Origin of the sequence: Pseudoalteromonas sp. 1_2015MBL_MicDiv, from assembly GCF_002407505.1 — a bacterium.
In the GTDB taxonomy this organism is placed as follows: Bacteria; Pseudomonadota; Gammaproteobacteria; order Enterobacterales; family Alteromonadaceae; genus Pseudoalteromonas; species Pseudoalteromonas fuliginea.
Genome location: NZ_CP012737.1, coordinates 2975830 through 3000189, shown reverse-complemented (window position 1 = coordinate 3000189; position 24360 = coordinate 2975830). Strand labels below are relative to the sequence as shown.

Annotated in this window: 21 protein-coding genes and 1 tRNA gene; 16 read left to right on the top strand and 6 right to left on the bottom strand. The window is 38.9% G+C overall.

Going from position 1 to position 24360, the window contains the following annotated elements; all coding sequences use genetic code 11:
- Window positions 1–4 precede the first annotated feature (4 nt).
- Window positions 5–304, top strand: a complete 300-nt coding sequence (locus tag AOR04_RS13375; RefSeq protein ID WP_021032137.1) for a hypothetical protein — start codon at window positions 5–7, stop codon at window positions 302–304.
- A 4-nt stretch (window positions 305–308) separates the two neighbouring features.
- Here AOR04_RS13375 and AOR04_RS13370 read toward each other — a convergent pair whose 3' ends face one another.
- Entirely contained in the window at window positions 309–704 is a 396-nt protein-coding gene (locus AOR04_RS13370) for a hypothetical protein (RefSeq protein ID WP_096794134.1), read from the bottom strand.
- A gap of 109 nt (window positions 705–813) precedes the next feature.
- Complete coding sequence (locus AOR04_RS13365; RefSeq protein ID WP_096793622.1) at window positions 814–1695, bottom strand: CPBP family intramembrane glutamic endopeptidase; 882 nt, start codon at window positions 1693–1695, stop codon at window positions 814–816.
- Window positions 1696–2254: 559 nt separating this feature from the next.
- On the opposite strand from AOR04_RS13365, the gene AOR04_RS13360 reads away from it, so the two are divergent.
- A complete protein-coding gene (locus AOR04_RS13360; protein ID WP_054206768.1) occupies window positions 2255–2554 on the top strand; it encodes a hypothetical protein in 300 nt (99 codons plus the stop codon).
- 122 nt (window positions 2555–2676) lie between these two features.
- A complete protein-coding gene (locus tag AOR04_RS13355) occupies window positions 2677–3609 on the top strand; it encodes a hypothetical protein (protein WP_096793621.1) in 933 nt (310 codons plus the stop codon).
- Between the two features lie 378 nt (window positions 3610–3987).
- Here the strand turns inward: AOR04_RS13355 and AOR04_RS13350 are convergent, their stop codons facing one another.
- Window positions 3988–5142: an IS110 family transposase gene (locus tag AOR04_RS13350; RefSeq protein ID WP_033040661.1), complete on the bottom strand. Its 1155-nt coding sequence runs from the start codon at window positions 5140–5142 to the stop codon at window positions 3988–3990.
- A gap of 128 nt (window positions 5143–5270) precedes the next feature.
- Between AOR04_RS13350 and AOR04_RS13345 the strand changes: the two genes are divergently transcribed.
- The 3 genes from AOR04_RS13345 to AOR04_RS13335 all read left to right on the top strand — a co-directional run bounded on the left by AOR04_RS13345 (window position 5271) and on the right by AOR04_RS13335 (window position 7338).
- The gene (locus AOR04_RS13345) at window positions 5271–5717 is read left to right on the top strand and encodes a hypothetical protein (protein WP_096793620.1); all 447 of its coding nucleotides are present in this window, start codon (window positions 5271–5273) and stop codon (window positions 5715–5717) included.
- Between the two features lie 622 nt (window positions 5718–6339).
- Window positions 6340–6789 (top strand): reverse transcriptase, encoded by a 450-nt coding sequence (locus tag AOR04_RS13340; RefSeq protein ID WP_232525476.1) that lies wholly within the window; start codon window positions 6340–6342, stop codon window positions 6787–6789.
- A gap of 126 nt (window positions 6790–6915) precedes the next feature.
- Window positions 6916–7338 carry a hypothetical protein gene (locus AOR04_RS13335; protein WP_232525475.1) on the top strand — a complete coding sequence of 141 codons (423 nt, stop codon included), beginning with the start codon at window positions 6916–6918 and terminating at the stop codon, window positions 7336–7338.
- A gap of 111 nt (window positions 7339–7449) precedes the next feature.
- On the opposite strand, the gene AOR04_RS13330 is transcribed toward AOR04_RS13335, so the two are convergent.
- Window positions 7450–8376, bottom strand: a complete 927-nt coding sequence (locus tag AOR04_RS13330; protein WP_096793618.1) for a PQQ-dependent sugar dehydrogenase — start codon at window positions 8374–8376, stop codon at window positions 7450–7452.
- 691 nt (window positions 8377–9067) lie between these two features.
- Between AOR04_RS13330 and AOR04_RS13325 the strand changes: the two genes are divergently transcribed.
- The 4 genes from AOR04_RS13325 to AOR04_RS13310 all read left to right on the top strand — a co-directional run bounded on the left by AOR04_RS13325 (window position 9068) and on the right by AOR04_RS13310 (window position 13420).
- A complete protein-coding gene (locus tag AOR04_RS13325; protein ID WP_033028918.1) occupies window positions 9068–9769 on the top strand; it encodes a DUF3581 domain-containing protein in 702 nt (233 codons plus the stop codon).
- 176 nt (window positions 9770–9945) lie between these two features.
- On the top strand, window positions 9946–11193 hold the full coding sequence (locus AOR04_RS13320; protein WP_096793617.1) for a DEAD/DEAH box helicase: 1248 nt from the start codon (window positions 9946–9948) through the stop codon (window positions 11191–11193).
- 64 nt (window positions 11194–11257) lie between these two features.
- Window positions 11258–12295 (top strand): sensor domain-containing diguanylate cyclase, encoded by a 1038-nt coding sequence (locus AOR04_RS13315; RefSeq protein ID WP_096793616.1) that lies wholly within the window; start codon window positions 11258–11260, stop codon window positions 12293–12295.
- Window positions 12296–12538: 243 nt separating this feature from the next.
- Window positions 12539–13420 carry an SIR2 family protein gene (locus tag AOR04_RS13310; RefSeq protein ID WP_096793615.1) on the top strand — a complete coding sequence of 294 codons (882 nt, stop codon included), beginning with the start codon at window positions 12539–12541 and terminating at the stop codon, window positions 13418–13420.
- A gap of 67 nt (window positions 13421–13487) precedes the next feature.
- Here the strand turns inward: AOR04_RS13310 and AOR04_RS13305 are convergent, their stop codons facing one another.
- Window positions 13488–14444 (bottom strand): methylenetetrahydrofolate reductase, encoded by a 957-nt coding sequence (locus tag AOR04_RS13305; protein ID WP_021032136.1) that lies wholly within the window; start codon window positions 14442–14444, stop codon window positions 13488–13490.
- 259 nt (window positions 14445–14703) lie between these two features.
- Between AOR04_RS13305 and AOR04_RS13300 the strand changes: the two genes are divergently transcribed.
- The 3 genes from AOR04_RS13300 to AOR04_RS13290 all read left to right on the top strand — a co-directional run bounded on the left by AOR04_RS13300 (window position 14704) and on the right by AOR04_RS13290 (window position 19263).
- The gene (locus AOR04_RS13300) at window positions 14704–17586 is read left to right on the top strand and encodes a M16 family metallopeptidase (protein ID WP_096793614.1); all 2883 of its coding nucleotides are present in this window, start codon (window positions 14704–14706) and stop codon (window positions 17584–17586) included.
- A gap of 197 nt (window positions 17587–17783) precedes the next feature.
- Window positions 17784–18602: a serine O-acetyltransferase gene (gene cysE / locus AOR04_RS13295; RefSeq protein WP_096793613.1), complete on the top strand. Its 819-nt coding sequence runs from the start codon at window positions 17784–17786 to the stop codon at window positions 18600–18602.
- Between the two features lie 16 nt (window positions 18603–18618).
- Entirely contained in the window at window positions 18619–19263 is a 645-nt protein-coding gene (locus AOR04_RS13290; RefSeq protein WP_096793612.1) for a hypothetical protein, read from the top strand.
- A gap of 24 nt (window positions 19264–19287) precedes the next feature.
- Here AOR04_RS13290 and xseA read toward each other — a convergent pair whose 3' ends face one another.
- A complete protein-coding gene (gene xseA / locus AOR04_RS13285) occupies window positions 19288–20622 on the bottom strand; it encodes an exodeoxyribonuclease VII large subunit (RefSeq protein ID WP_096793611.1) in 1335 nt (444 codons plus the stop codon).
- Window positions 20623–20757: 135 nt separating this feature from the next.
- Between xseA and guaB the strand changes: the two genes are divergently transcribed.
- From guaB to AOR04_RS13270, 3 genes are all read left to right on the top strand, one after another.
- Entirely contained in the window at window positions 20758–22227 is a 1470-nt protein-coding gene (gene guaB / locus AOR04_RS13280; RefSeq protein WP_007377818.1) for an IMP dehydrogenase, read from the top strand.
- Between the two features lie 270 nt (window positions 22228–22497).
- A complete protein-coding gene (guaA, locus tag AOR04_RS13275; protein ID WP_033038060.1) occupies window positions 22498–24075 on the top strand; it encodes a glutamine-hydrolyzing GMP synthase in 1578 nt (525 codons plus the stop codon).
- Between the two features lie 154 nt (window positions 24076–24229).
- Window positions 24230–24306: transfer RNA gene (locus tag AOR04_RS13270), tRNA-Trp, on the top strand.
- Window positions 24307–24360: the final 54 nt, after the last annotated feature.

Here is a 24360-nt window from a genome sequence, read left to right as displayed (position 1 = left end):
CAGTATGATTGCAACCGTTAAAAACAAAGCTATTTTTAGCAGTAATACATTTTCGATAAACCTTGTTACTTACCCAACTAATCACAGCGTAATGAACCATATTGACCCTGTGCAGCAAGGGCGCTATTACAAGCTCAACTTTGTATTAGAAAAACCTAAAGCGGGTGGGGTATTTAAATGCTCAAAATGCATTATAAATTTATTTAATCGCGTGTATTTGTTTAGACCCGATAAATACGAGCACAGCGTATCTAAAATTGAGTCAGGAAAGCGTGTGCTACTTAGCTTTGCGCTTAATATATAACTTATTAATAGTCGTAGGCTTGTCCGCTACATAAAACAGATAAGTCGCAATACGATACAGACGTTTCGCTACAAGAGTTAATAGTAAAAGCATTCCCGCCTCTATTCATAGTATCATTTTTAAGCGCGTCAATGGCGTGAGACTTAGCACGGTTATAGCTAATATTAGGCTTAGTATCATGATTTTTGTTAATACAGAACTGCCCTTCAACTCTACCTAAAAGTTTAGCGCCGCTCTCGTGCGCTTCTTGATCACTATAAAACTGTTGAAGATCTCCTCTAGCAACACGAGTACTGACTTGATCTGCTAAAATATCTTTAGTTATATTGGTGTGAAAGCGAGCTCCAGAACAGCCCGCTAAAATAATGAGTAAGCTTAAGGTTATTATGATTCGTAGCATATCTAATTGATCCATCAATTTATTAATTTTGTTAGGGAATAAAGATACTTATTTAATTTAATACGCGCAAGGCTTGTAGGTTAATAAATTGTTTGTTTTTGTAAGTAACTTAAACATCACTGAGCATAGGGTAAGTAAACAAAAAGAAGTGGCAAACGTTCACTAACCAATGGCATAAAATAGCCCATTCTAAACGCTGCGTTTTATAAAAAATATAGCCGTATCCTAAGCCTGCTATAAACGAGACCAGCACATAGTTAATGCCCCCTGCAAAATGTGCCAAAGCAAAAATACCAGCCGTAATTAAAGGAGCAAGTAGCGCTAAACGGGTTGGTGTAATAATTTGGCTAAGCTTAGTTTGCAGTAAACCTCGAAATAAAGCTTCCTCGGCAACACAGGTAAATAAAAGATTAATAGCAATAAAGGCTAACCAAAAGTCGGGCACTTTTGGGTTAAAGCTTACAAGTCCAAGCATTAAAGCCGCTATGAGCGTAGCTAAAACAGTAGCAATAACTATTAAAATGGGTTGTTTAACGTTCAATGGACCCGCTTTATTAGATTCTGCTTTTAAAGGCCTTTTATTTGAATCTAAGTTTGAAAAAAAGTAAGCACAAAGAAATAACCCAGCCATAGCTTTATCAAAATTAGCATAAAGGGTAAAAGTAATCGCATCGCTGGTAATACGCTCGTTTATAACAATAGGGAGGTTACTAAAACCAGGCACCCAATGAAGTGCTAATGCTAATGAGGTAATAACAAAGACTGTACTTAATATAGTGCGTATTATTGCCCGCTTTGTATTTAGCGCACAGTAGTATAAAACAACGTAAAGCCCAGTGCTCAGCAGAGCATATAAATTTATATAACCTTCAGCATAAGCACTTATAACACTTAAAGCTACTAAGTAGTGCCAAAGGGGTTGTCGTATTATAAGAATATTGCAGCGAGAAAAAACGCATAATATTGACAATGCCAGAATATAAAAAGCCATTTATTTATCATTTTCTAGTGTTAAGTACTAAACAATAACGTGCAATTTTGTATTAATAAACCATTATATTTTCACTAATCGGTACTGTCATCGTTGGTGTGTGTTTATAGATTTAATGAACAGGCTTATCTTATTAAACAGACAGTAATGAGCGATAAGTAGCTAGGCAGTACTTACGTGTATGAAATTAAAATTTGATCTTGGTCAGCCTATAAAAAGCAACTGCCAAAGCAGTACTTGTTATTAGTAACACCGTCTTTTGTTATCAATTTAGTTGGTTGCCTAGGTTAATAAATGCTGTGAATACAGACAGTGATTGTTGTTTTGTCCAATATTACTGATCTCCACCATTTTGGTGTATTTCTACAATTATAAAAACCGGGTTGATATTAACCATTTGTTTACATGGAGTTATTTCGTGACTAAAATAGATGCAACGTAATATATGGACATTTGTCGGTTTATAAAACGACAAATGTCGTATACAAAATTGTTAGCTGATTGGCGCAAATAATAAGAACAGCTCAGCAGTTAAATATTTTCTAAAGGAGTTCGAAATATGCAAGAAGACACTGTTAAATCGACTATAGCAACCATTCAGAATGGCGTGGCTAAAGGGGATGGTAAACTCTGGGTAACTGAAAGCGAAGTCAACTTTGAATCGTTCAACAAGGACGCCGGACTTGGGTCATACAAAATTGAGCGAAAGTCAATTTCAAAAGTAGACAAATGTTTGGGCAAAGGAGCAGGTGTTATTCCTTTAACATCGGATGCCATAGAAATTTCGTTGCAAGACGGTCGTACATATCAATTTATCGTATCGAATCCAAGTGAATGGATAAGTTTACTTAACAAATAATCAGCTAACAAATTGCTTAAACGGAAAAATAACAGTTGGCCGTCGCTTCGCGATTGTAGCCAACCATTATTTTCCGCTTAGCAAGGCGTTAGGTTTTTAGAGTTACCCACATAGGATATTTGATGCAATCAATTGTAATTAAAAACGAAGACGATGCTTGGAAGCTACTAGAAAAAATCCTAGATTCTAAGGAATATGATGATTATTTGGAGTTCCAAAATTGGCCGAATATATCTATTAACATAAAAGGTGAAAGGTACTCTTCTACCTTACCAGCAGGCTTATTGGAAAAACTTTCATTTATTCAGAGAAACTTAAATAGTTTTTATGGTGAAACCGTTTATGGCGGAGATGCTAGATTTTTAAAAAAATCTGACAAACATGAAATCGAGCTTGTTTATACAATTGTAAAAGGTAGTACTGACATAAAAGCAGATGCTACCGGCTTGTTGAATAAACTTGGTGAATCAATGGCCAAACCTAGTACGCAAAAAATCACAGCGATTACTCTTTGTTTTATTTCGTTAGCTATTTCAGGTGCGTTTGTTCTTGGTACACATATGGATAACATTAAAGAAATTGAAATTGAAAAACAAAAGACTCTGCAGAGAGCTATTGATGCACTGCCGCAATTAAAAGATACATCTAGTCAATTGCACGGAACTTTTAGAAAAATAATATCAGCCGCTTCTGATGCGGATTCAATTCAACTTGGTGACATAAAGTTGGGTAAGCATGAAATCAATAAAATTGCAGAAAAAGATAAAAATAAATACGAAAAGGATGTTCTAGAAAGTGAATTTCAAGTTACCTCATTAAGGGGATACGACAATCATTACTCTGTAGGAATAACTGATCTAAAACAAAATCGAAAACTTATGGCTAAGCTTTTTAAAAGTCGTACTAAAGAAGGCGACTTAGCTTTATTAGCTAATTCATTAACAAGTGAAGAAGTAATTGAGTTAGTTGTAGGGGTTAAGGTCATTGATAATAATTATGCTAAGGCAGAAGTTTTAGAAATAAAACCTAACAAGAAAATCAACAAGGACACGTAACAGTTGGCTACGTTTCGCTTCGCTACACAATTTTAGCCAACCATTACTTAGCCTGTTATTTGGGCGTTGGTATGACTCCCACTGTCAAGTTAAACGCACTGATCCCTGCCTAACTTTTTTAAGCCATAATTACTTTAGCTCGAATTAGAGCGAGTTAATACATAGGATGAAGCAAGTAATGTCGTCGGTTATCTTGCTGATATTCGTTGGTTATTACTATTTCTAGTAACAGAGCAGACCTTACTTATTTCGTCGTGGCACCTGTCTTCAGTCTATGTTCGTGGTTCAATGAAGCGTTAGCTACATTGCCATCCTAACGCCGTCGGTGGTTGTGCCACTCCCGATGCTTGATCCTATGCATTAACTCTAATTCGTTTATCATGCAGGTACTCTTGCCAATCTAAGTTTTGTATTTACTGGCGTTAGCACCACTTCTTTTGCAATTGCCCATATGTATGCAATCATTTCTCGAGCAATGGCGGTGACAACCAGGTTGTAATGTTTCCCTTTGGCTATCATTTTTTTATAGCGCTTGCAGAGCCTAAGTTGTGCTTTCCACGCAATATCAATAATGTCCTTTGGTAAACCCTCTTGTCGTTTTTGCATATCTGTCGATATATTTGCCGCATACCGATAAGTGTGTGCGCCTTCAACGAGAAGGCGCCTCGCTCGGCCGTTTCCGCATTTTGTGATGGCGCCAATATGGCGTTTGCCACCACTCGAGTGCTCACTAGGTACAAGACCAAGATAACTCATTAATTTGCGGGGGTGGTCGAAGCGCGATAAATCGCCAAGCTCAGCAACAACGCCGGTGGCGACCAACAAACGAACGCCACGCATAGCTTGTATTGCTTTTACTACAGGATAATAACGCCACTGGTGAACATGGTGTGTTAGTTCATTGTCTAGCCGTTCAAGTCGGCTTATTCGTTCATTAATTGTGTGTAAAAACTCTTGTAAGACGATGTGCTGCGCGGGATGTGGCAACACAAGCTCAGTGAGCCAACGTAAATGTTTTTGTGACCAATTTGCAGTGCCTCTGTAATTAATATTATTGCGAAGCAGCAGTGCCTTTAATTGATATTTAGCATCTTTTAAATCCTTCATTGCCACTTCGCGTGCGCGAGATAAATCACGTACGGCTTCATCTTCAGGCTCGGGAACATAAATAGGTGTTAAATCTTCAGATTTAAGTAATTTAGCGAGCTTAAGGGCATCACGTTTATCGGTTTTAATCTTCTCACCTGGCTTTTTGGGAATAAGAGAGGGTGCAACCACATAACAGCAATGGCCGAGACTGGTAATTAATCTGTAAATCCAATAACCACATGGGCCAGCTTCATAAACAAAATGAAGTGTTGCGCCAGGGTATTTGGATTCAAACTGACGAACAAGCTTTTGAACAGCCACTTTGGAAGACGAAACTCGGCCAAGATGAACGGGTTTCGCACCTCTATGTTCTTCAATATAGGCGACTTCATTGAATTCTTTATGTGTATCAAGACCGATAAAAAGTATGCTATGTTTATTCATGTTAGCCTCTGCTGTTTAGTTAATTGACAAACTAATTATGGCTCTGGCTTTGAATTAAGCTAACCCACGAAAAGCGGAGGCTAACACCGTGTGGGAGTCATTATGTCTATGCGTATAGGATCATCCGGATGTTAAAATTATCTACATTAATTTCTCTTCTAATTTTTACCAATATTGCATTAGCTTGTGACTGTAGACTTGGCGAAGTAAATGATAAATTAGCGAATGCAAAATATGTATTTATTGGAAAAGTTTCATCTATCACTATAAAAGGAACTAAATCACCTTTCAATGAAGATCATATTCTAGTGGATTTTTCTGTTATCCAATCATGGAAAGGTAATAACAAAAAGGTCACTCTAGATACCGTAGCTAATAGAGCAAGTTGTAACGGGTATTGGTTTAATGAATCACAAACTTATTTAGTTTATGCTTACGATGTTAAAGGTAAACTTGATACATATTACTGCGGCGGAGTAATACCTAAAAATGAGAAAAGTCATTTTGATAGTGAGCTATCGTCTCTAAATGAATTGGTTGAAAATACGCATAACAAGTCAATTAAGCGGGACTAAAAACAGTTTGCTCGGTTTCGCTTCGCTACACATTTTAGCAAACAATTTTAGCCCCTTATTGGGGCGTTGGTGCGTCAAACTAAGCTTGATCCATCTTGCAGGGTGCAAGTCCCTGTCGGGCAAGGTCTAACTAACCTCCTGTATCGAGTGTTGCGCCTTTGGCGGAGTGTGGGATTAGCAATTGCTTTTCAGTTATGAGGATAGCATCACACGAACAAGATTGGCGAAGCGTACACAGAGAATTATGTAGGCCATAGGGGTTATCGTGATCCTGAAGTGCTGATATCGCTCCGATAAATATTAGATCTGACTGACGAGGTTTACAACGCCACCGAAGTCCATGCAAAACAGCCGTGTTAGTAAGGTTGTGGCGAGTCAGCGGAGTTTCAAAGCCGTGGCATGTATAAAGAGATGGTTTGAGAACTTGAGAGATCCAAAGGTGTTCCACAAGGATGGTGGTAGGAAAGCTTAACGAAAAGCAAAGCTAACGATGACCTTTTGGAAGTCAGATCAGCCCATAGTAGTCTGGGCAGGGGAAAGCCCTGTACATGGCGAAGGAGCTGACAGTTATATCGGGTACTAAGTCGACACATAGACCGGACAAAGTAGGGCTGGAAATATTATGACAACAACACTTAATACCCTTGCATTTAAAGCACATACTCACCCTAAGCACAGGTTTCAGAATCTATATGGATTGCTAGATGCCGCAAGCCTGTATGAAAGCTGGGGTCAACTCAATAAATTAGCCAGTCCGGGTATTGATGGCATTACGATGCCAAAATACAAGTCGACGTTAATTGAAAATATCGAACGTTTAAGTCAGCAACTCAAACAGAAAAGTTATCGAGTTAATGATATTAAACGCATCTACATCCCAAAATCCAATGGTAAAGAACGACCGCTAGGGCTTCCAACAGTTGATGACAAACTTGTGCAACAAAGTGTTAGTCAGATCCTGCAAAGTATCTGGGAGCAAGACTTTATGCGCAATAGTTTAATGTGCTTTATTTGTTTATCTTTTGGTATTGTTCACCTTGTTGGTTTAAAACAACAATGGGCAAGCTTGTGAGTAGAGTGTAATCTAATAAAGAATCAAACGAGGGCTATTACAATTGGCTTTTGGTAAAGCATTATATTTATAGTTAACTACTTCTCACCAATAATTGACTGAACAAGGAATATTAAAATGGATAAAATGTCAGTTCACATAAACTCTAAACCTTTAGAAATTTACCCGCAAAAACAAACTTTAAAGGTGGTAGCTGATGAAGTAACCGAAAAAGCGACTGTGCACAAAGCGGCGGTTCAAAGTGACCAAGTGGATATATCCGAAGAAGGAAAAGAAAAAAGTCTGGAAGATCAAAATCGAGAGGCGTTACGTAAGTTATCAGGCAATGAAGATGTAAATCAAGCATCACAATCTGAAGAAGATCCTATTGATGAACAGATTGCTGAAATACAAGAAAAGATAGAAAAACTACTACAGGAAACTGCATTATTACGCAGCAAAGAAGATGAAGAGTCGCAGGCTAAAGTGAAGGTACTAGAAGCCGAAATTACAGGGCTTAGCACTCAACTTATTGAGTTATTGAAACAGAAATTAGAATCGGGTAAATAACAAGCACAGTAAGTATATGGTACGCAGTTGAAAACTTAAAAACGTTATTAAGTACGTAATAAAGCCGCTACCTTACTCTAAAAGCGCAGCGGCTCTTACTCCCTTTGTGAATTAATTTGATGTCATCAACATTAGCTTTGCCTCTTTGCCGTCTGTTAATACCGCGACGTTACCTTTATCAGTTATAAACACATCTCTTAACCGGCCTGCGGCCTCAGGGAAGACGTGAGACTGCGTAAACTTACCACTTACCAGATTAACGCTGTAAAGCTTTTTATCAACAAGCGTGGTAATGAGTACATGTTTTTGCAGTGAAGGGAATGCGGCGTGTTTAGAACCGTAATACGCCATACCTGATGGCGCTATTGATGGCGTCCAATTAACGCTTGGTTTTTGCATGCCTTTATATTCGGTAAAGGGTGAAATACGCGCTTGCGAGTAATCTTTGCCATAGGTGATTACCGGCCAGCCATAATTAGTGCCAGCGTTTAAGTAGTTTAGCTCGTCACCGCCTGCAGGGCCGTGTTCGTTGCTAACAATTTGCTGCGTATCGTAATCATAAACTAAGCCTTGAGGGTTACGGTGACCAAGTGAGTAAACAGCATGTGCATTTGGGTTTTTGTGATTAATAAATGGATTATCTTTTGGGATGGTGCCATCTAGGTTTATACGTAATATTTTACCAAGTTGGCTTGTTATAACCTGTGCTTGCTCTCTAAAGTCAAACCCATCGCCCGTTGAAATTAATAATGTGCTATCGGGTAATACGAGGGCGCGACCAGCGTAATGTTGTGGTGTATTTTTATCAGTTGCTACTTTATAAATAACGTCAGGCTTTGAAAAGCTATTGCCATTAAACGTGGCTTTGGCAACAACAAGCCTGTTTGCGCTTGCATCACCTTGGGCATAAGTAAAAATAACTTCTTTTGAGTCGTTATAATCTGGTGATAATACAATGTCGAGTAAGCCACCTTGGCCTGCAATGTATAAACCTGTTAGGTTTAATTTTACTCTTGATTGCACATTGTTTTTAACTATAACGACGTAAGCTAATTAGGATGACACCCATCCTAATTATTACGAAAAAAGCCAACAAAAACAGCATGAAGAGTGCATTATTATAAATAATGAATCACGCAAAAAGCTGAGCTATGTAGACAAAATGAAAGTAAAAATAGATAGCCCGGTAATCCCCCCGAAAAATAATAGATGCCAAACGTAGAATTTTCTCTTATTGTAAACACAGGAGAAAATTATGAAAAAAGCACATTTTACAGACAGTCAGATCCTTGCCATTTTAAAACAATGCTAAAAGCATTAGATAGGCACGGTGTTAACAGCCATACTTTATTTCCTGACTTGGAAGGGCTTTGTAAATATCTAAACTGGAAGCACGAAAATTCATAACAAGAGACTATGGCGTTAATAGTTAATTTATAACTTTTGGCGCTTCCCATAAAACACCGTCTCTTAGTACAGTTAAAGTGGCTGTCCAGCTAATTTCTTTCTTACAACACCTAAAGCTAGTAAGTAGTGCCAAAGGGGTTGTCGCATTATTGATATTTTGCAGTACGGAAAAACACATATAATTGATAGCGCTAATAAATAAAAGGTCATTGTTTTTTATTGCTCTTTTTTATTTAGCAACTAATCTAACAGATTCGACCTCTCAATATTTTTTTTCTGGTAGTATGGACAGGTTATAAGCCGTTTAAGCAGTGAACAAACTATGTTAAGTCCTTTTTTTCAGCAGCATGCTGATTATGTTTCTATCTCTCGTGAGCAAGGTTGTCGATTCGCTAAATGCGTTGCTGATGATTACAATCCGCTTCACGACAAAGATGCCAAAAAGTTTTGCGCGCCAGGAGACTTACTTTTTTCATTGGTACTAGATCGCTACGGTATTAGTGAACAAATGGAATTTACTTTTGCTGGTATGGTTGATGAAAACACCAAACTTAACTTCCCTGAGGGGGCTGATGAGTTTGATGTAACCAATGGCGAAAAAGTTATTTTAAAGGTAAAGCGCAGCGGTAAAACCAGCCAATGCCCAGCATTAACTAATAGTCTTATAAAAAATTATGTTGAGTTTTCTGGTACTACTTTTCCGCACGTAATTATTCCATTAATGGGCAAGCAAGAGGTAATGATAAACCCTGCTCGTCCGATGGTAATTTACGAATCAATGCTTATCAATCTTGATAATCTTGATATAACAGCACCAGAACTTGAGTTTGCAGAGCCTAGTTTTGAGTATGCCGGTAAGCGCGGAAAAATCACACTACGTTTTAACCTGTTAGAAAACGGCGTTAAAGTGGGTAGTGGTGAAAAGCACATGGTGGTTTCGGGTATTCGCGAATACTGCCAAGCAACGGTTGACGATTTAATAGCGTTTTACAACGAACGTAAAGCAACACTAAAGCCAGCTTAAAGCTACAGCAAATTATAAAAGGCGCTAAATACAACGGTTATTTAGCGCCTTTTTTATTGTTTTAGCGCTAAAGCTAAAGAGAGCAATCACGATTAAATACTTTTCTGGACTGGTTAATTTACGCAGTACAGTAATATGCGTACAATAGCGCTCTTTGTTATTTTAAAGCTAAGCCTATGTCTGCCACTACGTTCTCATCACTTAATCTCGACCCGTTATTATTAACAGCGATTGAGCAAAATAATTACACTCAGCCTACCGCAATTCAGATTAAAACTATTCCGCCTATTTTAGCCGGAAGTGATGTAATGGGCAGCGCGCAAACAGGTACAGGTAAAACCGCCGCCTTTGTTTTACCTTTATTACATAAGCTTTTAAATACCCCTAAAAAAGATGAGCAAGGCCTTGCCCGCGTTGTAATTTTAACGCCAACCCGTGAACTTGCTCAGCAAGTATTTGCCAGCTTTGAAAAATACGCACAAGGCACTCATATCAATGGCGCTTTAGCCTATGGTGGCGCAAGTATTGGCCCTCAAATAAAAGCACTTAAAACAGCGCAAGTTATAGTGGCAACACCTGGGCGTTTGCTCGATCATATAGTTAAAGGCAGTGTGGTACTTTCAAGCGTAGACTCTTTGGTGTTTGACGAAGCTGACCGTATGCTTGATATGGGCTTTATTGATGAAATTAGACGTATATTGCGACATATCCCGGGCGATCGCCAAACTTTATTCTTTTCGGCTACGTTTGATGACAGCGTGTTTGAACTCAGTAAAAAACTACTTAAAAACCCAGAGCTAATTGAAGTTGATAAACGTAACTCAGCCGCTGTTGAAGTAGAGCAAGTTATTTACGCTGTAGATGAGGATCGTAAGCGCGAACTTGTATCGCACATGATTGGCATGAAAAACTGGCGCCAAGTGCTTATCTTTACTCGCACAAAACAAATGGCTGATCAGCTCGCTAAAGAAATGTGTAAAGACGGTTTAAAAACAGAGTCAATCCATGGCGATAAATCTCAAGGCGCACGCGACCGTGCATTGCAAAATTTTAAAGAAGGTATTACACGCGTACTTGTTGCAACCGATATAGCCGCGCGTGGTTTAGATATTTCTACACTTAGATACGTAATTAACTTTGAACTACCTTACATTGCGGAGGATTACGTGCACCGTATTGGCCGTACAGGTCGTGCTGGTGAGCAAGGGCTTGCCATGTCGCTGGTAAGTCTTGATGAGCAATGGCTGCTAGAAGAAATTGAAGTACTACTCGATACGCGTTTAACGCCGCAGTGGTTAGAAGGTTACGAGCCAGATCCTAATAAAAAGCCAAAAGATAATCGTAAAAACACCAACAAGTCGCGAAAAGATCGCGATAAAAAACGCATCACAGGAAAAAGAGAGCCAAGTAGGCGTCGTAAATAATAGCTTTTCCTTTTCCTTTGCTTTTTTGCCTATACTGAAGCTAATAAGTAGCTGAGGTAAAGCAATGTTTGAAATTGATAAGTGGGCATTTTCTGGTATTGATGGCCAAATATCTTTGCATAAATGGCAAAAAACAATTGATCTTATCACGGGGCTATTTTCGGCCCCGTCAGGTTATATAGTTCAGGCGACAAGCAAAGGCTATCGCATTGTTATTAGAAATAACGAAGGTGGCTCTAACTTTGAGACCAATCCTATCCTTCCCCCCCACACACCTCTTTTTTGTAAGTACGTAGCAGAGAATAACAATACCTTATACGTTAATAATGCAAGCAATAATGATGCATGGAACACTCTACCTGAGGTTGTTGAAGATGGTGTTGAATCCTACTTAGGTTTACCAATCCATTGGCCTGAAGGCGAAGTATTTGGCACGCTATGCTTAAAAGACACTAAAAAAACAACTTATACCAATGAATACTTTGAGCTCATAGAGCAGCTACGCGATTTAATTGAAGACGACTTAGCGCTTATTTATAGTTATGAACAAATGCGCGAAATAGCCATGCTCGATGCGCTAACTAATATCTATAACCGCCGAGCACTTAGTTTGCTCGCTCAGCAAAAGCTTAACTTAGCGCTACGCTTAGGTTTTGATGTGTGTTGTTTCTTTATTGATATAAACGACTTTAAAAAATTAAACGACGGATGCGGACATGAAGTGGGTGACAAAGCCTTAATTATATTGGCAGATACGCTAAAAACGCTAAAAACGCTAAAAACGCTAAAAACGCTAAAAACGCTAAAAACGCTAAAAACGCTAAAAACGCATTTAAGAGATGCTGATATAGTCGGGCGTATCGGAGGTGATGAGTTTGTTGTGGTAATGCAAGTAAGCGATAAAAGTAAGATTGGCTACATTATGGATAAAATTTCGACTGAGTATTCAAAAGCCTTACTCAAAGAAGACGTTTGCGATTTATCGCTCAGTATTGGTTATAGCTTTACTGATAAGCAAAGGCAGTCATTTGAAAAACTATTAAATGATGCAGACCAGGCAATGTATAAAAATAAACAAACGTATAAGTTGGCTAAAAAGTGAATTGTAAAGATGGTGCGAATTATTTTCTTCCTACAGGGCAACTTCCTTATCAAAGTTGAATTAAACAGAATTGATTGGAACTTTGATATTTTTTATTTAAATTACTCCAAAAAAATAACTTTCTCTCAATGAAATCCAAATAAAAGACCTAAGTGTTTGAAATTAAGCTAAGTTAAGTTATTTTGTATCGATAGGGTTTAAACAATCCATTTTACAGGTTTGTTATATTTATTAGGGCTAATTATGCAAAATACAGTGCTGTTTGGAAATGGGATTAATAGACTTTCGGATGATGCCGTTAGTTGGAATGATTTATTAGATAAAATTAAGGGGGTTAATAAGTTTGAAAATGGAAATCTTCCAAATACGGTGGTTTATGAGAGAGTTTTCATGGAAAAGCATATTCCAGAACATAGTCAGAAAGCTGATGAAGTTGATATTAAAAATACTATTGCGGATGCAATGAAGTCACAAGGTTCTAATGAGGTTTTTGAAAAACTAGTATCGCTAGATATTAATAATTACTTAACGACCAATTACGATTATGCTTTTGAAAAGGCTTTAAAAATTAATGCTCAAAAATTAAGTACCGAAGATATTTATAGCCTAAGGCGAAAGAGAGAATATAATTTAAATAAAAATGTTAAATACTTATGGAGTATTCACGGAGAAATAGAACATCCTAAATCAATTATGCTTGGATTAGACCATTACTGTGGCTCAGTTAGTAAAATTGAATCCTATGTTAAAGGTACTTATAAACATATAGTTGATGGTAAAAATCAAAGCGTAGAGCCAATGTCGACTAAATTAAAAAAAAGTAGTTATTGTTTTACGTCATGGATTGATCTTTTCTTTTCTTCAAATATTCATATTATTGGGCTCTCCCTTGATTACAGCGAAACTGATATTTGGTGGTTACTTAATAAGCGAGCTCGTTTTGCCGCTGATAATTTAGTGGATAACAAAATATATTTTTATACGAATCAGATTGAGCGGGAAAAATCAGAATTACTCAAATCATTCAATGTTGAAGTGGTAAACATAAAAGTTATAAATGACGACTATAAAAGTATGTATATGTCTGCAATAAGTAAAATTAAGCTAATGTCTGAAACTGTGTAAAATAAGTAACGAAAAAGCAAGCCATGAGGCTTGCCAAGAAGGGTGTTAATTAGCTCTCACCTAGCCTTTAAGCTATTAGCTTTTCCGCAAGGTTCAATTCCATTATTGCTTTTAATAAACGGTATAGGTTAATTGACGCGTCAATTTCTTCTTTACGGTTTGTTAAGCTTTCAATATTTAAGCCCAGCGGTACATCTAAATGCGCACAGCTTTTAAGTATTAAGTCGAGGTTTTCGCGGCAAATACGGACTGATTCACTTAATGTATTGTCTGCATCAAGCATGCGCCATTTAGTTGCCTCTGGCACTGAGATACCCAACCATTGCATAAACTCTAAGGTTTTTTCGCCGCCGCACGGGGTAAACGTTAATATAATACGTTGAGGTGTAATACCCTGTGCTTTACAAGTACGTGCGTAGCTAGTGATTAGCTCTATAGTAGCTTGTGCATCGTAAACAGCTTGCGATATAAAAAACTGACAACCTTGTGCTGTTTTTTCTATTAATCGTTCGTGCTCATTTCGTTTACTTGAATGGCGCTCGGCAATCGTAACGCCACCTAAAAAGAAATCATCTGATTGCTCAGCCATCGCTTTATACGCATCTGGCAGGCTTAGCTTTATATCGCCTATCGATGATGGGCTACCTACTAAAACAACATTTTGTAAATCGTAGTCGTTTTTAGTTTCACTTAGCCAATCTTTAAATTCGCCTACGCCACGCTGCGCCACACTTTTATAAGTAATCACATCTTGTGCAGATAAATTACGAAGTAAATGGCTGTATTCACGCGGATCAACGGTTTGTTTAAACGCAAATGGGCGGTCTTGGTTAGTTCGACTGCTTTCGTCTTGAATGTCGTAAATTATTACGCCGTCGTATTCAATTTCGTGTAAGCGACCTAATAGCTTTTCTGCAATGGTTTTTAATTGCGCTTTATCGGTGCCAATTTTAGGCGGGGTAGTACCAATAAGATAAACACCTTGATTGGTGTCCACTATCTTCTCTTTTAGTGATAAAGCCATAATCCTCATTCCAGCTAAGTTTGTTTTGATGGATTTAATATAGCAGCCATTTAGACGTCTAGATAGATTTATTTGGTGAAAGTTTTTCAACTAACATGATGTTTATTCATAGTGTTTGTTCCCATTATTTATAATTGACACAGTTGTTTACATAATAAATTCCCTTGGGACTCTTATATTTATTGGCTTTGGGGCATAATCGAGGGTGAGTTAGTGTTAAATCTGACAAAAAATTTGCTCAATTTAAAAAGGGACAACAATGAAATTTAAATTATTAGCAACCAGCTTAGCGGTATCGCTGGCGTTAACGGGTTGCGCCATGCAACAAAACCAAAGCGCGCAAACAACAGCACAACAAGAACAAGTAAATAAAGCTGATGACCGTGTTTTTTCACAAGATTACTTAATTGAAGAGCTAGAAAACGGCTTACGTGTCATGGTTGTTAAAACCGATTACCCTGATGTAGTGTCGCTGCAAATTCCGGTATCGGTTGGATCGCGTAACGAAGTTGAAGAAGGCAAAACAGGCTTTGCTCACTTTTTTGAACACATGATGTTTAAAGGCTCAAAAAAATACCCTGAAGATGTGTACTCAGACATATTAAAAAATTCAGGTGTTGATAACCGCGCTTATACAACAAATGATTACACAAATTACCATTTAAACTTTTCAAAACAGCATCTAGATAAAGTACTTGAGCTTGAAGCTGATGTTTTTCAAAACTTGACCTACACCGAAGAGCAATTTAGAACAGAAGCACAAACGGTAAAAGGTGAGTACTTAAAAAACAACGCGAGCCCAATTCGTAAATTATTAAGTGCTGTGCGCGAAGAAGCGTTTGACAAGCACACTTATAAACACACCACTATGGGCTTTTTTAAAGACATAGAAGCCATGCCTGATCAAATGGCGTACGGTAAAGAATTTTTTGCTAAATTTTATAAGCCTGAGTATGTGTCACTGGTTATTGTGGGCGATGTAGACCCGCAAGCAACAATGGCAATGGTTAAAAAGCATTGGGGAAGCTGGAAAAAGGGTAACTATGTTGCTGACATTAAAGCAGAGCCTGTTCAACAAGCACCAAAATATTTGCACCAGCAAGATGAAGCACTACCAGGGCATTGGTTACTCGTATCGTACAAAGGCGCTGCGTGGGAGCCTGCTAAAAAAGACAGAGCGGCACTTGATTTAATCTCACAGCTTTATTTTTCAAATAATTCAGATTTATATCAAGAGCTAGTGGTCGACAAACAAATTGCCAGCCAAATGTTTACCTATAACCCAGAGACTAAAGATCCGGGTTTATTACACGTATTTGTTAAAGTAGAAAACGCAGATGATTTAGCCACTGCACGCGATGCCATTAACCGAACTTATGCAAAAGCACGCACTGAGCTTGTTGATGAGCAAAAGTTGAGTGATTTAAAATCGAACCTTAAATACAGCTTTATTAATGGCTTAGACTCATCGCAAGCGATTGCATCAACCCTTGCCAGCTACATGCATTTTGAGCGCGATCCTGAGGTTATAAACCAGCTGTATAAATCGGCAGATAACATTACCAGCGCAGATATTAAAGCCGTTGCTAATAAATACTTTACTGATAACGCACGTACCACATTAACAATGTCGGCACTTGATAAAGCCCCAGGTTTTGAGCAAGAAGTTGATTTAAATACGCTTACTGCAAAGCTTGAACAAGCACCTGCGGCACCTGTATTTAAAGTGCTTGATAAAACCAATAGCTCGCCATTAATTGATGTTAACTTTTTATTCAATACCGGTGCGGCTGCCGACCCTCAAGGCAAAAAAGGTGTTGCTGCGTTAACTGCGGCTATGCTTGCACAAGGCGGCTCAGAGGCGACAAGCTATAAAGATATTCAAAAAGCACTTTATCCGCTTGCAGGTAGCTTTGGTTATCAAATAGATAAAGAAATGCTGTCGTTTCAAGGGCGTATTCATAAAGATAATGCGGCGCAGTGGTATACACTTGTGAGCGATCAATTACTAAACCCAGGTTTTAGAGATGACGATTTTAAGCGCCTTAAAAAAGAAATGATCGACGGCATTAAGTCAGGCTTAAAAGCATCTAACGATGAAGAGCTAGGCAAAGAAGTGCTCTACAGTGCGCTTTACAAAAATCACCCTTACGAAAGCTACAACTACGGTGATATTTCGGATTTAGAAGGGTTGACGCTGGATGATGTTAAAGCATTTTATAACAGCGAGCTTACGCAATCAAAACTCACGGTTGGCTTAATTGGGGCTGTGCCTGCAAACCTTAAAGTTAAAATGATGAGCGATTTTGCAACGCTACCAAAGGGTGAGCAAAGCCGTTTAAGTATTCCTGATGCGCCAGCGCTTAAAGGTCATCATGCAACTATTGTAGAAAAGTCAGCGCAATCGACGGCGGTATCGTTTGGTTTCCCTATTGATACAATAAGAAGTAGCGAAGACTGGACAGCCCTTTGGCTTGTGCGTTCGTACTTTGGTGAGCACCGTAGTTCTAACAGCTTTTTATATGAGCGTATTCGTGAAACTCGCGGCATGAACTATGGCGATTACGCATATATTGAATACTTTCCACGTGGTATGTTTCAAACCAAGCCAGATGCAAACCTAGGGCGCTCTGAGCAAATATTTCAAGTGTGGTTACGCCCACTTCGCTCTAATAACGATGCGCACTTTGCAACACGTACCGCCTTGTTTGAGCTAGATAAGCTAATTAAAAATGGTATGAGCGAAGATGACTTTGAAGCAACGCGTAACTTTTTAATTAACTTTGTGCCGCAAATGGTTGCAAGTCAAAATCGCCAATTAGGTTACGCGCTTGATAGCGAATTTTACAACACAGATAGCTTTGTAAGTTACGTAACTTACAAACTTAAAACGCTAACGCTTGCAGATGTGAATCGCGTAATTAAAGATAACCTGCAAACAGATAACGTGCAGTATGTGTTTATTACCGGTGACGGCGAAGACATGAAAAAACGTTTAGCGTCGGAGCAAACCTCGCCAATGGTTTACAACACGAATAAACCTGCCGAATTAGTGGCTGAAGATAAAGTGATTGCTGATTACAAATTAGCAATTCCTGCTAAAAATATTGAAGTGATGAAAGTCGATAAAGTATTTCAATAATTTAAGTGTTTTTTAAGCGTTAAAATAATGCCTCGGTGCTATAAGCATCGAGGCATTTTTATTATTTAATAATGAAACTTAATAAACAGTTATACCTAATAACCAGAACAAATAACTAAGGGATTAACACCTTAGTGGTTAAATCCGTTAGACTTGGGAAAAGGCTATTTTATATCAACTTAAGGCAGTGCAGTATTATGCGTCATGCAATTTGGCAACAGCTTCGCGACGAAGCTAACGATGTAGTAAAACGTGAACCATTATTAGCAAGTCATGTTTATTCATGTGTTTTAAATCATGATTGTTTAGGTTCGGCATTGAGCTTTATTGTTGCTAATAAGTTGGCTGATGCGGTGGTATCTGCATTCACTATCCGAGAGCTGTTTGACCAAGCATTTGTAAAATGTGACCGTATGCTATCTTTTGTTGCTGAGGATATTAAAGCTGTAAAAGACCGCGATCCGGCATCAGAAACCTATCTTACGGTTATATTAAATCTAAAAGGTTTTCATGCTATTCAGGCGCACCGTTTGGCTAATTGTTTGTGGCAACAAAATCGCAAAGAGTTAGCGCGCTTTATTCAAAGCCGTAATTCTGAAGTGTTTGGGGTCGATATTCACCCAGCATGTAAAGTGGGTAAAGGCATTATGTTTGACCACGCAACCGGTATTGTTATTGGTGAAACAGCGGTAATTGAAGATAACGTATCAATTTTGCAATCTGTAACGCTTGGCGGTACAGGCAATGAGCAGGGCGATCGTCATCCCAAAATTAGAGCGGGCGTATTAATTGGCGCGGGTGCTAAAGTACTGGGTAATATTGAAGTAGGTGAGGGCGCACGAATTGGTGCAGGCTCTGTTGTACTTAGCAATGTTCCAGCACACACAACCGCTGTTGGCGTACCCGCTAAAATTATTGGTCGACCGGATTGTGAGTGTCCGGCGCAAAGTATGAACCAAAACTTTTTAGCAAATCCTGAGCCTGAAAATGCTTCACATACAAGTGCAATGCTATAAAAGTAGGCGAAAATAAATGCCATATAAAAGTAACTTATTTGCAATGATACTCAGCTTTTTTGTGGGGGTAGGATTAACAAGTGGTTACTTTTTGCATTTGTATGAACCGTTTAACGATAAAACGGCTCAATTTATACATGCTAGCCAAGATGTTATTATTGAAGTAAGCGGTAATAAATCAGTTCAAAAATCACCTATAAACACTACAACTAAAGCACTTCAACAACCGCTGGGAAAAGAGTACATTACGAAAATAAGTGCGCTAAATAACGAATTGTCAGTAGCTACAAAACAGCTGAAAGTTGCTCAGCAGCAGTTAAAGCGAACTCGCTTAGAAGGCACTGATTTTGCTAAGCAGCTTGATGAAAAATTTGATAGTGAAAGTGAAAATACGCAGTGGAGCTTCGAAATAGAAACGGCACTTACTGACTTTTTAATCATCAGTGATTTAAGTAATACGGCGCAGCTAAGCTATTTAACTTGTAAACAAACTATCTGTAAATTTGAATTACTAGCCGATAAGAATAATGAACAAGGTCATGCACAGTGGCGTGAACTTAATGATAAGTTGGCAACGACACCTTGGTGGCAACAGTTTAAAATCACCTCATCAAGCTCAAACGACGAGCGAATAGAATTTATAGTGAGCACCAAAGAGTAAGTGCTCCTATTTTAGTTAAGCGTGCTAGCTCACTACTTTAGAATGTATAACACCATCAACAAGTTCGGTAATAAGTGCATCACCGGTTTTCACATCACTTACTGATTTAACCACTTTATTTTTTTCATTTTTTGTAATGCTGTAACCGCGTGCTAAAACATTTAGCGGACTTACCGAATCTAATTTACTTGCCTGTAGTGCCAAGTTGTTATTTGCTTGCTGCAATTGATGCTGTATAGCTTGGTTTAGTCTTGCGTGTAATTGCGTGAGTATATGGTTTGCTGTAGCGAGTTTTTTGTCAGGCGATTGGCGCATTAAACGCGGCGTTAAGTTATTAAGTGTGCGTTCTTGCTGGTATAAGCGATTACGCATAGCTTGTTGCAGTGCAATGCTTAGCTCATCCAAACGTTGCGTTTTTTGATTAAGCTGATTACGTGGATGACACAAATTAAGGCGGTGTTGTAACTGCGTTGCTAATGCGCGTTTATCGGCAATACCGTGCTTAAACGCGTTAGATAAACGATTAACCAATTGTGTTACTTTGTTGTGTAACTCTTGCGTATTTGGGCTTACAAGCTCAGCTGCGGCTGATGGAGTGGCTGCACGAACATCAGCAACGTAATCGCTAATGGTTGTATCTATTTCATGGCCTACTGCACTTACTATAGGTAATTCACTTTCAAAAATAGCGCGGGCGAGCTGTTCGTGATTAAAACACCATAAATCTTCAAGTGATCCGCCGCCTCGTCCTAAAATAAGTACGTCAACTTCATCACGAACATTAGCTAATTCAATTTGATTAATTAAATGTAGGTGTGCTTCTTTGCCTTGTACCATAGCAGGGTAAATAATGACTTCTAATTGCGGCGCACGGCGTTTAAGTACCGTTAAAATATCTTTTATAGCAGCGCCGGTTGCTGAGGTAATAACACCAATACGATTAATATTTTGCGGTAATGGCTGCTTGTGAGCAGAGCTAAATAATCCTTCGGCGGCCAAACGCATTTTAAGCGCATCAAACTCTTGCTTTAGCTGACCTTCGCCTGCGGGCTCCATATGCTCAACAATAAGCTGGTAGTCACCGCGAGGTTCATAAAGTGATACACGCGCTTTTACTGTGACTTGTGCGCCATTTACAGGGCGGTAGCTTTGGTTGCGGTTGTTGCCGCGCCACATTGCGGCTTTAATTTGTGCTTTATCGTCTTTTAGCGAAAAATACCAATGACCGGATGCAGGGGTAATGAAATTAGAAATTTCGCCTGTTAATACTAATGAGGCAAAGCCTTGCTCAAGTAATGTGCGAATTTCTCTATTAAGGCGTGACACGGTGTAAACCGTCTGCGAAGGCTTCGAAAACATAAAAAACAACCTAAAACTATTTATGAGGCAAGTTTATCATAAATATTTACGAAATATTATTTACTCATGCCAACAACGCTGTTAAAATTTGGCCGCAATTCCTTATCGTAGTTCCACATGTGAGAAGTTGCCAAAATGCTTAGAATCGCTAAAGAAGCTCTTACCTTTGATGACGTACTTTTAGTACCTGGTCATTCTACTGTTTTGCCACACACGGCAAACATTTCAACTCGCTTAACGCGTGGTATCAAACTTAACTTGCCGCTTATTTCAGCATCTATGGATACTGTTACAGAAGCTCGTTTAGCTATTGCCCTTGCGCAAGAGGGTGGTCTTGGTTTTATTCATAAAAACATGACTATCGAAGAACAAGCGAAAAACGTACGTAAAGTTAAAACCTACGAAGCAGGTATTGTTTCTTACCCTGTAACGGTGACTGCCGATTTAACAATTGCTGATGCAGTTGAGCTTTCGCACGAAAAAGGTTTTTCAGGCTTTCCGGTTACCGACAGCAATAATGTACTTGTAGGCATTGTTACTAGCCGTGATATGCGTTTTGAAACTAAGCTTGAACAGCCTGTTTCTACCGTTATGACTAAAAAAGAAAAGCTTGTTACCGTTAAAGAAGGCGCAGCACGCGAAGAAATTTTAGGCTTAATGCACGAACACCGCATTGAAAAAATCCTTGTTGTTGATGATGAATTTAAACTCAAAGGCATGATCACAGTAAAAGATTACCAAAAAGCCCAAGACAAACCTGACGCATGTAAAGACGACCAAGGTCGTTTACGTGTAGGTGCTGCTGTAAGTGTTGGCGCGGGTACTGATGAGCGTATTGCTGCATTAGTTGAAGCGGGTATTGATGTTTTACTTATCGATACATCGCATGGTCACTCTCAAGGCGTTATTGACCGTGTTACTAAAACGCGTAAAGAGTACCCAGACTTACAAATTATTGCAGGTAACATTGCAACAGCTGAAGGTGCGATTGCACTAGCTGATGCGGGAGCGGATGCAGTTAAAGTAGGTATCGGCCCAGGCTCTATCTGTACTACACGTATTGTTACCGGTTGTGGCGTTCCACAAATTACCGCTATTTCAGATGCTGTTGAAGGCTTAAAAGGTCGCGACATTCCTGTTATTGCTGATGGCGGCATTCGTTTTTCTGGTGATATTGTTAAAGCACTTGTTGCTGGTGCATCGTGTGTAATGGTGGGTTCTCTTCTTGCTGGTACTGAAGAAGCACCAGGTGAAGTTGAATTGTACCAAGGCCGTTATTACAAATCTTACCGTGGTATGGGCTCATTGGGTGCGATGGATCAAAAAGAAGGTTCATCAGATCGTTACTTCCAAAAATCAAACGAAGCAGACAAGTTAGTACCTGAAGGTATTGAAGGTCGCGTAGCTTACAAAGGCCCTATTGCAACGATTATTCATCAGCAAGTGGGCGGCCTACGAAGCGCTATGGGCTTAACGGGTTGTGCAACAATTGAAGAGCTAAATACAAAACCACAATTTGTACGTGTTACTTCAGCAGGTATGGGTGAGTCGCACGTTCATGATGTGCAAATCACTAAAGAAGCACCAAATTACCGCTTAGGTTAAGCAGCGTAATTAATTTAATATACTGGGCTTGCTTTGCAAGCCCTCTTTTTAGTCGTTTATATAAATACCAATTGCATTAATAAAGTGGTCAATTATTGCGACAGATAAATGGCTCAATAACGAGGCAAAAATTTCGATTTTTAGTTTCTTCTAAATAAGAAATTTTTAACGTGGTTAGAGAGTTATTTAGCCTGCAAGAATTAGTAATGTTTAATAAAATTGGTATTCAAAGCGGCATTTAGCATTAGCATCTACTTTACGAGATACTCCATGAGCAAAGATATTCACGATTCACGAATTCTCATTTTAGACTTTGGTTCACAATACACTCAACTAATCGCGCGCCGTATACGCGAAATTGGTGTTTACTGTGAACTGTGGGCATGGGATGTGACTGAAGAGCAAATCCGCGAGTTTAACCCACAAGGTATCATTCTTTCTGGTGGCCCAGAATCAACAACACTTGAAAACAGCCCGCGCGCTCCTGAGTATGTATTTAATGCAGGCGTGCCTGTACTAGGTATTTGCTACGGTATGCAAACAATGGCAGCTCAACTAGGTGGTAGTGTTCATAGCTCTGATAAAAAAGAGTTTGGTTACGCACAAGTTGAAAAAGCAGGCAACTGTGCATTGTTTGATGCAATTGAAGACCACATCACTGATGGTGGCAACGGCGTACTTGACGTTTGGATGAGCCATGGCGACAAAGTAATGGATATTCCAGCTGGTTTCACTACAACAGCTAAAACATCTACTTGCCCACATGCTGCAATGTCTAACGAAGAAAAACGTTTCTACGGCGTACAGTTTCACCCAGAAGTAACACATACACATCAAGGTCAGCGCTTATTAGAGCGTTTTGCTATTGATATTTGTGGCTGTGAAAAATTATGGACTGCTGCAAAAATTATCGATGATGCTATCGAACGAATTAAAGAAACAGTTGGTGATGACGAAGTTATTCTAGGCCTCTCTGGTGGTGTTGATTCATCGGTTGTGGCTATGCTTATTCACCGTGCAATTGGCGCAAAGTTAACATGTGTATTTGTTGATAATGGGTTACTTCGTTTAAACGAAGGTCAGCAAGTGATGGACATGTTTGGTAATAAATTTGGCTTAAACATTGTTAAAGTTGAAGCTGAAGAGCAGTTTTTAAATGATTTAGCTGGTAAATCAGACCCAGAAGATAAACGTAAAGCCATTGGTCACACGTTTATTAATGTGTTTGATGAGCAAGCCAAAAAGCTTAAAAATGCAAAATGGTTAGCGCAAGGTACAATTTACCCAGATGTAATTGAATCAGCGGCATCTGCTACAGGCAAAGCGCATGTTATTAAATCTCACCACAATGTGGGCGGATTACCAGATGACATGAAAATGGGCCTTGTTGAGCCATTACGTGAATTATTCAAAGATGAAGTACGTAAAATTGGCCTAGAACTAGGTTTACCGTACGACATGCTTTACCGTCATCCTTTCCCTGGACCAGGTTTAGGTGTGCGTGTACTTGGCGAAATCAAAAAAGAATACTGTGATTTATTACGCCGCGCCGATGCGATTTTCATCGAAGAGCTACACAAAGCAGAGCTTTACCATAAAGTAAGCCAAGCGTTTACTGTATTCTTACCGGTTAAATCGGTAGGGGTTATGGGCGATGCACGTAAGTACGATTGGGTTGTATCACTTCGTTGTGTGGAAACAATCGACTTTATGACAGCGCGCTGGTCACATTTACCGTATGAGTTCTTAGGTGTGGTTTCAAACCGTATCATTAACGAAATTGATGGTATTTCTCGTGTTGTTTACGATATTTCAGGTAAACCACCTGCAACTATCGAATGGGAATAATTAATTTTAGTTTTAGTCAGATAAAATAAAGTGATTAAAAACGGCGGATTAGCATGCTTATTCGCCGTTTTGTTTATTTAAAAAGCAGTTGAACTAAAAGTGTGATTTTTCTCTTTACCTTTGGCGAAACTTCTCTATAATTCGTCGTCATTGCAGGGGCGTAGTTCCAATTGGTAGAACAGCGGTCTCCAAAACCGATGGTTGGGAGTTCGAGTCTCTCCGCCCCTGCCATTTCTTCTTTACATCGTATTTATTAATTCTTATATTACCTTACTTACTAATTTC

Bases quoted from the DNA above. Each gene is read 5' to 3' on its own strand.
- AOR04_RS13335 (WP_232525475.1), top strand. From the start codon at position 6,916: ATGTCAGTTCACATAAACTCTAAACCTTTAGAAATTTACCCGCAAAAA.
- cysE (WP_096793613.1), top strand. From the start codon at position 17,784: ATGCGTCATGCAATTTGGCAACAGCTTCGCGACGAAGCTAACGATGTA.
- AOR04_RS13360 (WP_054206768.1), top strand. From the start codon at position 2,255: ATGCAAGAAGACACTGTTAAATCGACTATAGCAACCATTCAGAATGGC.
- xseA (WP_096793611.1), bottom strand. From the start codon at position 20,622: ATGTTTTCGAAGCCTTCGCAGACGGTTTACACCGTGTCACGCCTTAAT.
- AOR04_RS13325 (WP_033028918.1), top strand. From the start codon at position 9,068: ATGTTAAGTCCTTTTTTTCAGCAGCATGCTGATTATGTTTCTATCTCT.
- AOR04_RS13300 (WP_096793614.1), top strand. From the start codon at position 14,704: ATGAAATTTAAATTATTAGCAACCAGCTTAGCGGTATCGCTGGCGTTA.
- AOR04_RS13320 (WP_096793617.1), top strand. From the start codon at position 9,946: ATGTCTGCCACTACGTTCTCATCACTTAATCTCGACCCGTTATTATTA.
- AOR04_RS13310 (WP_096793615.1), top strand. From the start codon at position 12,539: ATGCAAAATACAGTGCTGTTTGGAAATGGGATTAATAGACTTTCGGAT.
- AOR04_RS13305 (WP_021032136.1), bottom strand. From the start codon at position 14,444: ATGGCTTTATCACTAAAAGAGAAGATAGTGGACACCAATCAAGGTGTT.
- guaB (WP_007377818.1), top strand. From the start codon at position 20,758: ATGCTTAGAATCGCTAAAGAAGCTCTTACCTTTGATGACGTACTTTTA.
- guaA (WP_033038060.1), top strand. From the start codon at position 22,498: ATGAGCAAAGATATTCACGATTCACGAATTCTCATTTTAGACTTTGGT.
- AOR04_RS13365 (WP_096793622.1), bottom strand. From the start codon at position 1,695: ATGGCTTTTTATATTCTGGCATTGTCAATATTATGCGTTTTTTCTCGC.
- AOR04_RS13375 (WP_021032137.1), top strand. From the start codon at position 5: ATGATTGCAACCGTTAAAAACAAAGCTATTTTTAGCAGTAATACATTT.
- AOR04_RS13355 (WP_096793621.1), top strand. From the start codon at position 2,677: ATGCAATCAATTGTAATTAAAAACGAAGACGATGCTTGGAAGCTACTA.
- AOR04_RS13340 (WP_232525476.1), top strand. From the start codon at position 6,340: ATGACAACAACACTTAATACCCTTGCATTTAAAGCACATACTCACCCT.
- AOR04_RS13290 (WP_096793612.1), top strand. From the start codon at position 18,619: ATGCCATATAAAAGTAACTTATTTGCAATGATACTCAGCTTTTTTGTG.
- AOR04_RS13370 (WP_096794134.1), bottom strand. From the start codon at position 704: ATGCTACGAATCATAATAACCTTAAGCTTACTCATTATTTTAGCGGGC.
- AOR04_RS13315 (WP_096793616.1), top strand. From the start codon at position 11,258: ATGTTTGAAATTGATAAGTGGGCATTTTCTGGTATTGATGGCCAAATA.
- AOR04_RS13345 (WP_096793620.1), top strand. From the start codon at position 5,271: ATGTTAAAATTATCTACATTAATTTCTCTTCTAATTTTTACCAATATT.
- AOR04_RS13350 (WP_033040661.1), bottom strand. From the start codon at position 5,142: ATGAATAAACATAGCATACTTTTTATCGGTCTTGATACACATAAAGAA.